Source organism: Candidatus Zixiibacteriota bacterium (assembly GCA_040752595.1).
GTDB lineage: Bacteria > Zixibacteria > MSB-5A5 > WJJR01 > WJJR01 > JACQFV01.
In genome coordinates, this window is sequence record JBFMGX010000004.1 from 505,228 (window position 1) to 513,807 (window position 8,580).

Genomic DNA, 8,580 nt, shown 5'->3' on the forward strand with positions numbered 1-8,580 from the left:
CCGCCCTGCCCTTTTGGGCGCGGAATCCGCGTCCCTACATTTCGATTGAACGCATGTTGAGGGCAACGGCCTATCGTGCCCGGAGACGACAAAGGGCACAGCGGGCTGTCCCCCTACGATTGAATTCGAGATCGATCCTTCGGGGTTAGTCCCGTATCAACCGCCCGACATAGCGGGCGGTGCCGATCGCGATGCCGCGGTGGTTGTGCAGGATCGGCGCGGCAAAGCCGTTGAGCCCGGCGGCTGATCCATCTGGCAGGAGGCCCAGTTCACGCAGCACACCGATCAGCAGCGGCCCGACCGCTCGCGTTCCCCCGTCGCCGACTTTGATCGCGATTCCTAAACCCCTTTCCGGCACGCCGACACACTCGACCGCCTCTCCCCCGGCCTTGGTGAACAGAGTGCCCCCGGAGGCCTCGGAGATCGCAAGGTCGAGCCGACCGGTCCCGGAGATCATCTCCGGATGGCGCATCATCGCCGCGACGATCCGTGCGCCTTCGGCCCCGGCGGGTGATCGCCCCAGGCGGGGATTGGCCGCCTGCGACAGACGCGCGTATCCCGCGGCCAACGCCCGCAGTGACACGGCGTAGTTTGGCGCCGAGCAGCCGTCGGTGCCGGTACGAATCTCGTTTGCGCTCAACGACAGCATCTCGATCACCGTTTCGCGGATCGCCTTCTGCACCGGTGAATCGAGTTCCAGGTAGTGATCGATCGGCGCGTTCAGGACGCGTGCCAGCGCCAGCATGCCGCTGTGCTTGCCCGAGCAGTTGTTGTGCAGCGGGGTGAAATCGGTCTTTGGCGGGATCGGGGGCTCCTCCGGATGGATGTAGAGCGGAATGTGAACGCCGCACTGCAGGTCCTCGGGGCGGGCGCCAATCGCGGCGAGCATCTCCCGTGCGGCCTCGACGTGTCGCGGTTCGCCGGAGTGCGAGGCGCAGACCAGGGCGAGATGGCGCTCTTGGAATCCAAAGCGGTCGGGGACGCCGCGTCGCACCCCGGCCAGCGCCTGAAACGGTTTCAGTGAGGAACGCGAGAAGGTCACGAACCCCGGGTCGCCCAGATGCGCGATAAGATTCCCCTCACAGTCGACCACCGCCGCGGCGGCATGGTGGATGCTCTCGATCGCCTCCCCGCGCGTCACTTCCACGGCCGGGGCGAGACCCGAATGATCTGTCTTCACTTGATCCTGTCGCCCATGCTCCTGCACGATCATCGAATCGCTCCTGTCTTTCTCGCGCTTCCGTTGCCTTCGCTACCGTCCATGCCCCGGTTGAGAGGGCAAGGGGTTTAAGCCCCTTGTTGACCTCCACTTGTGTTCCGTGGCGCCGGGTGCCCACACCCGGCGCAAGTGGCTGTGCATCAACGGTCGGGTGTGGGCACCCGACCGCACATGTGCGGAATTGGGAGGTCTTTCAACGCGCCCTTAAGCTCCTTGTTGACCTCCACCTGTGTTCCTGCGACTCCGAGTTCCCAATACCATCCCGCGAACACCGGCACCCGCCACTGAGACAAGGATGGCCCGATACCGCGCCTCCCGGCCAGAACATCACACGACCGGGAGAGGGTTCCCGCGTCCGAAGCAAACAGGACAAGAATACCCCCGGCAGGCGCCAATATATGTCATTTGCGCCGGGGAACGAGTGCCGAAATGCCGGGGGGCTCCGATGTGCCGATTCAATACCCCCGTCGTTTGTCGACGACGTTGAACAACGGCTTGCCGGTGACATACCGCCGGAGGTTCTTCAGGAATAGCTGCGCCGCGCGCCACGGGTAGTCCAGTGTGTCCCCGGAGATATGAGGAGTCATGGCGACATTGGGGAGGTCATAGAACGGGTGGTTGGGCGGCAACGGCTCGGTGGCGTAGACATCAAGCCCGGCGCCGGCGATGGTCCCATTCTGCAACGCCGCAATCAACGCCGGTTCGTCGACAACCGAGCCGCGGGCCATGTTGATCAGGTAGGCCGAGGGTTTCATGCAAGCCAGTTCCTCGGCGCCGATCATCTGCGCAGTCGCTTCGCCGCCGGGAACGATGAGGATGACAAAGTCGGCCTGTCGCAGGGCGCTGTGCAGGGCGCGTCGCGAAAACACACGGTCGAAATAGTGCGGCTTCGGGCCGGTGGTGCGACGCCGGACGCCCCACACGGTCATCCCGGCGTGCTTCGCCAGCAGGGCGATCCGTTGGCCGATGCGTCCGGTACCGACGATCAGCAGCAAGTGCTGCGACAGAATCCGGCGCGTGACCACCACGGCGCGGCGGTCCCAGATATGCGCCGACTTCTGCCGATACGCTTCGTGGAGCCCGGTGGCAAACGCGAGCACGAAGGCCCAGGCGACATACGGGACCGTCTCATCATGGAGACCGACCGACGATGTGACGATCACATTGCTGTCTCGCATGGCGGGAAAGAGCGCCGAATCGACGCCGGCCATGCCAATCTGAATCCACTTCAAACGGCGCGCGACGGCGAATTCCTCCGGTGAGAACCGGAATGTCGCATAGACCTGCGTCTCCGGGAGAATCTGCTCCTTCTCTCCTCTCTCCAGAGGAACGTGCATGCGGATTCGCGATGACAGGAGCCGATCGGCCGCGACCTGATCGTACAGCCGGCGCGCGAATTCCGGCTCGCGGCTGTACGTGCAGGTGACGATCAGCGGTTCGTGTGTCTTCATGCCCGCAATATGCGCATGGGCGTGCCGGGGTGCAATCGGCGGGGACGCAAAACCCTCTGTAGGGGCGACCCGCCGGGTCGCCCGTTTCCGGCGGGACGAAGGGCGAGGCAGCGCCTCGCCCCTACACCACGACAACCACGTGTCGTAGGGGCGTATTGCCATACGCCCCTACGGTCGAAGCAACGGGATCGACTCAGATCTTGTGCTGGCGCTCGACGGTGCCGATCACCTTGTCGAGAATCTCCAAGGCGACCTCGCACTGCGCGCGCGTGATGACCAACGGCGGAATGAAACGGACGCCATTCGGGCCGCACGTCAGCAGCATCAGGCCGCTTTCGAAGGCCTTCATCATGATGTCGTTGGCCACCTTGGGAGCGGGCTTCTTGGTCTTGCGATCCAGCACGAACTCCACGCCGATCATCAGTCCCAACCCGCGCACGTCGCCCATCGACGGATGGCGCTTCTGCATCTTCTTCAATTCGCCGAGCAGGTACTTCCCCTGCTTGGCGGCATTGGCCATCAGTCCGCCTTCGACCAGGTCGAGCGTGGCTTGGGCGGCAGCGCACCCCAATGGTGACCCACCAAATGTCGTCGAATGCGCGCCCGGCGGCCAATCCATGATCGATCTGGGGGCGATGCAGGCCCCCAAGGGTACACCCGAGGCAATCGCCTTGGCGATCGTGATGATGTCGGGGGTGACGCCATAGTGCTCGATGGCGAACATCTTCCCCGTGCGGCCGATCCCCGACTGGACTTCATCGACAATCAGCAGGATGTTGTGCTTCTTGGCGAGCGCGGCGAGTGCTGGGAAGTAGTCCATCGGCGGCACAATGTACCCGCCTTCACCCTGGATCGGCTCCACGATGATCGCGGCGACCTCCGAGGCCGGCGCCACGCGGCTGAGAATCTGCTCTTCGATGAAGCTGACGCACGCCAGTTTGCACGAGGGGTGCTTGAGGTTGAAGGGGCAGCGGTAGCAGTACGCATACGGCACATGCGTCACATCCGGCAGCAGCGGCGAGTACCGCTCCCGTTGCGTGATCTTCGAACAGGTCAAAGACAGGGAGCCCATCGTGCGCCCGTGGAAGGCGCCCATGAAGGCGATCATCCGCGGCCGCCGGGACTTGTAGCGCGCCAGCTTCAGGGCGCATTCCACCGATTCGGTGCCGGAGTTGGTGAAGAAGACACGTTTCGGCTCACTCCCCGGCGCGAGTCTTCCGAGACGGTCGGCCAGGGCGCCGACCAACTCGTGGTAGAAGTCGGCCGACGAGAAGTGCACCGCCTTGCGCGCCTGATTGACAATGGCGTCGACGACCTTGGGATGGGCATTCCCGGTGCCGCAGACCGCGATCCCGGCATGGAAATCGAGAAACTTGTTCCCATCCACGTCCCAGATCCAGGCGCCATCGGCGTGGTCGAGCACGACCGGGTACGCACGGGTGTAGGATGATGAGACGAATTTCTCATCATAATCGATCAGCTTCTTGCTCTTGGGCCCCGGCAGGGGGGTCTTGATAACCGGATACTCTCTCATGGCGATCCTCCCTTTCGTGCGGTTGCCCATACACCGACGCACGAGATTGAGGGTTGAACTGTCTGTCGTTCGTTTCAGACGGGCGATGCCGGGAAGGACCCTTAGGTGGCGCCAAAGAGGTAGATGCGGTGCAGAAGCCCGCGACGACGGCGGGGAAACAGCGGATGTGTTCCCGTGAAGCTCCGGTGGGCAGAGGTTCTCATGACGTCCGCGGGGCACGCACAGCGTACCGCAAGCCATGTCATATACGGAAGGATGCTGCCGAACGCAAAGGGAATCCCGTCACAATTGGGGGGCTTTGACACCCAAGCGCGACGGGAGGAGGGCGGGCGTTCACCAGGATCGCCCCGCGGTGGAATCCAGCGGGACTTGCCGAAGCGACGCTTGTCTTCACCTCTCCTGCTTGACCTTCGCATGAGGTTCGTTGCAGGGACAATCGGCGGCACAAGCGCCATCACGTGCTGCGGCTCAGACCGACTGCCCCTCACCCTACCCTCTCCCCAGAGGGGAGTGGGGCAGATAACCTCTCCCTCCGGCATGCCCCGAGCGACTTGTTCTGAGCGGAGTCGAAGGAAGTCGAGGGGAGAGGTCGATCCGCCGCAGGCGGATCGGGTGAGGCAATCGTCTTCTTGGCGCATAGTGACAGACGCTCTAAGCCATTCAACGTCTATGTGATGCGATACGTCTGTTCGCGCGTCGGATGAGCGGTCCGGGCTTGTCTTTCGGTGACAGTTTTGCGATTGTTCGCCGTGACGGCACGATGATCACTGTCCGGTGCCGACATCGTGTTATGGAGCCACGCACATGGCCGAACGAAGTCTCATCCATCAACTGCGGCATCATCCCTGGAGCGTCACGGTCCGACGGGCCGCCGAAATCCAATCGTCGTTGGCGACGCATGTGAGTCTGACGCCGTTGACGGGGCCGCCGACGATCGTGGCCGGAATGGACACGGCTGAACGTAACGGCCGGATCTTCGTGGCGATTGTGGTCATGGAGGCGAGTTCTGGCAAAGTCATCGAGATCCAGTACGAATCGGGGGTTCCCCATTTCCCCTATTTGCCGGGCTATCGTGCCTTCCGCGACGGTCCCATCATGCAGAAGGCCGTCGCACAACTGAGGCACGACCCGCAACTGTACTTCATCGTCGGGCAGGGAGTCTGCCACCCCCGGGCCTGTGGTTTGGCCACGCACATCGGCCTGCGCCTCGATATCCCCACCATCGGCTGCGCCCGGGAACGTTTGGTCGGTCACTACGATCCGCCGGGCGAGAACAGAGGGGACTACGCGGTAATCCGCTATTCGCCGCAGGCGCCCGGCGTTGTGCTGCGCACCCGCGAGGGCACCAAGCCAATCTTCGTCTCCCCGGGGCATCGCATCGACTTGTTGGGGGCCATTGAGCAGACGCTTCGCTTCTGCACGCCGTACCGCATTCCCGAGCCGCTGCGCCGTGCGCACATCGAGGCGGGACGGCACATGCGGCAACGGACGCTGGGGATGGCGGCGACGCGCGGCTCGAAATGACCGCCACCATCGGGGGAGAAATACTCCCGGCGGAGCCGTCGGGTGTGGGTTCATCCTGAAGGATTCACCCTGAAGGGCACCCGACCGCACAACTGCGGAAGGTGTGAAGGCGATGCTAAGAGAACCCAACTGATCCGGTCTTTATCCCGCGCTGACGGCATCCACGCGAAACGGCTCGCGCGCTCCATGTCGGAAGGACCGCAACACATCCTGCAACTGGTCGATGTGGAAGGGCTTCTCCAGCGTGCGATCCCAGCATGGTTCGCCTGGCTCCGACCCGGAGACGACACCGGGTTCGGCCAACAGGATGACCGGTGTGGTTGGGTTGTGAGATTTGATCCACCCGGCCAACGCAAGGCCGGTGTCCTGGGGCATGGTGCCGCTGGTGATCACGACATCGAAGTGTTCCGTTACGAAGCGGCTGTACGCTTCCTGCGCCCCGCCGCACGTGACCGCGTTGTGACCGAGCGACTGCAGCATCCCCGCCAGCAATTCCGCCATCGGTGGTTGGTCATCGGCGACGAGCACTTGGAGTGGCGCCGGGGATATGCTGAGGTCGGCGGCGGCCGTCTCCGGGAACGTGATCTCCACGCCGATGCGGTGCCCGCCGGACGTCAACCAGCGACAGTGCAAGGCACCTGGATCGGCGGCCGCCGTTGCCGGCGAGCCGTCGCCGCTTGTCTCGTCTGACACAACGTTGTCGGCCGAGTCCGCCAATGACTGATTGGCCAAACGGAGTTGCGCTCCGCCATCGGACGGACGCGTTTCGATGGCGAATCGGTTGGGTGTGCCGTCTCCGCCGTTGCGGCACGAGGCGCGTACAGCATCAAGCACTTCGGCCAGCCAACGTTCGTTGACCAGCGGCGGCACAGGAGCCCCCAGATCGAGTCGCCACTCGTCGTCTTTCTGGTCGGCAACCCAGGCGATGACGGCCGCATGCAGGTCCGTATCGGGATCACGGGGCAGGCCGGCCACGCTCTCCTCCACCATCGACGCAGGTACGACGCAATCACCGGTCTCGGACCGCGGCTCTGCCGTCGGCGCCGCCGACGGATGCATGGAGCGCATCACCAGTGCTCCGATCGCACCCGCGTAGATGCTCAACAGTTCGATCTTCCGATGGTCCGGTGGCCGTTCTGTGCCGAAGCCGAAGGAGGTCAACCAGCCGTTCTCCCCCGCCGTCATGTCCGATCCCGCCCATGGCCAGCACACAGCCCATGATGGGCGCTGTCCTTTTCCCCATGTCTCGTCCCAGCGCTCCCGGTGGTATTGATCCTCATATTCCTCGCGCGCCGTCCATGCCTCGGCATCAGGAACGATTGTGACCCCCTCGGCGGGAATGGTCTCGGCCTCAAACCTCCAGGGGGCGTGCACCGAGACATCGTCGCCCGCCCTGGTCTCTTCGTCGCGGCGCACAGCCAGCAAGGCCGGTCTCGCGTCGGGCAGACGACGCCACAGCCACAGTTCACTCCCCGGCGGCAGGCGATCCTGTATCCGGGCGAGGATGGCGTCAAACGGGTCCGACGATGACAGCGCGGCCAGCAAACCAGCGATGACCGATTCGACGCTGCGGAGTTTCTCCGTCGCTTCGTCGAGCCGTTGTCGGGACAGTTGCCGCTGCGCCTCCATCTCCGCGCTCCAGTGGGCGAGAGCCCGATCGCTCTCTTGGCGCAGTGCCCCCAGATGCTCCTCCAAGTGCGAGATTGCCGCGGCGGCATTTTCTTTCTCGGCCGAAAGCTCCGCGGTCGTCTGTCGGGTGGCCTCCCGTTCTGCTTCCAGTTGCCCGGCATGCGTCTTTGCCATCTCGGCCAGTCGCCGCTCCGCCTTCTCGTGTGCCTCGGCGAGCTCGCGCCGGCGTGCTTCCATCTCAGACTGCAGCGCGGCGATTTCTTGCCGGCGTTCGGCCAGTTGCTCGCGCAACGCCGCGAGTTCCGTCTGCACCCCCGCCAACTGTCGCTCGCGCTCAGAGACCTGCTCGGCATGGCGACGGCGCTCATCCTCCCGCTCGTCGGTCACTTGGCGCTCCCGCTCGGTGAGCAGCGTATGCAGAGATTGTAGTTCCGAGGTGAGGCGGTCGTGGTCCTCACGGGCCTGGCCGCGCTCAGCATCGCGCTCAGCGGTCAGATGACGTTCACGCTCTGCGATCGCCGCACGCAGCGACTGCAACTCCTCCCGCAGGCGACGCTGCTCCTCGGCGGCGCTGCGTTGCAACTCCTCTGCCTGCATCCTCAGGCCCTGCAGTTGTTCTTCGTGGGCGCGGCTGCGACGGCTCAGTTCATCATCACGCGCTCCCAGCTCGGTCCGCAGTTGGTCGATTTGCGCCTCCCGTGCGGCACGCTGCTGCTCCCATTCCTCGCGACGAGTGATCTCCTGGCGCTGCCACTCCTCCGAGCGATGGGTCCATTCCCGCCGTTCTGCGTCGAGGGACTCCCGCAGCTTCTGCTCGGCCTGATGCACTTCCTGCCACTGGGCGTGCAATTCTTCGTGGCGCCGCACCGCCCTGGCCAGCCGTTCATTGAACTGGGTCTGCAAGGTCTCCGCGGCCGCTGCCGATTCCGCCTTCAGAGCGGAACGTTGATTCTCGTGGTCCTCGCGCAGCCGGGCGACCAGTTGCTCCCATTCGACCCGCTCATTGGCGAATCCCTCCGACAGGGTGAGCTGCCGACGCTCGGCTTCCTGCAGGCGGGTTTCTGCCTCGGCGGCCTGTGCCTCGCTGCGCTTCTGCGCCGCTTCCACCTGGCGTTGGAGCCGTGCCTCGGCCACGACCGCGGCGACATAGTCGGCCGCGGCATGGAGACGTCGCGCCCGATCATCATCGAAACGGGATTCCACCTGATCGGCGAGGACGATGA

5 protein-coding genes are annotated in these 8,580 nt (G+C 64.4%); 1 reads left to right on the forward strand and 4 read right to left on the reverse strand.

Going from position 1 to position 8,580, the window contains the following annotated elements:
- Positions 1–145: 145 nt before the first annotated feature.
- The 3 genes from AB1792_02325 to AB1792_02335 all read right to left on the reverse strand — a co-directional run bounded on the left by AB1792_02325 (position 146) and on the right by AB1792_02335 (position 4,204).
- Positions 146–1,213, reverse strand: a complete 1,068-nt coding sequence (locus tag AB1792_02325; protein ID MEW5701054.1) for an asparaginase — start codon at positions 1,211–1,213, stop codon at positions 146–148.
- A gap of 461 nt (positions 1,214–1,674) precedes the next feature.
- A complete protein-coding gene (locus AB1792_02330) occupies positions 1,675–2,670 on the reverse strand; it encodes a D-2-hydroxyacid dehydrogenase (GenBank protein MEW5701055.1) in 996 nt (331 codons plus the stop codon).
- A gap of 193 nt (positions 2,671–2,863) precedes the next feature.
- Entirely contained in the window at positions 2,864–4,204 is a 1,341-nt protein-coding gene (locus AB1792_02335) for an acetyl ornithine aminotransferase family protein (GenBank protein MEW5701056.1), read from the reverse strand.
- A gap of 804 nt (positions 4,205–5,008) precedes the next feature.
- Between AB1792_02335 and AB1792_02340 the strand changes: the two genes are divergently transcribed.
- Complete coding sequence (locus tag AB1792_02340; protein ID MEW5701057.1) at positions 5,009–5,728, forward strand: endonuclease V; 720 nt, start codon at positions 5,009–5,011, stop codon at positions 5,726–5,728.
- A gap of 141 nt (positions 5,729–5,869) precedes the next feature.
- Here AB1792_02340 and AB1792_02345 read toward each other — a convergent pair.
- On the reverse strand, positions 5,870–8,580 hold a 2,711-nt coding region (locus tag AB1792_02345; protein MEW5701058.1), incomplete at its 5' end, for a response regulator.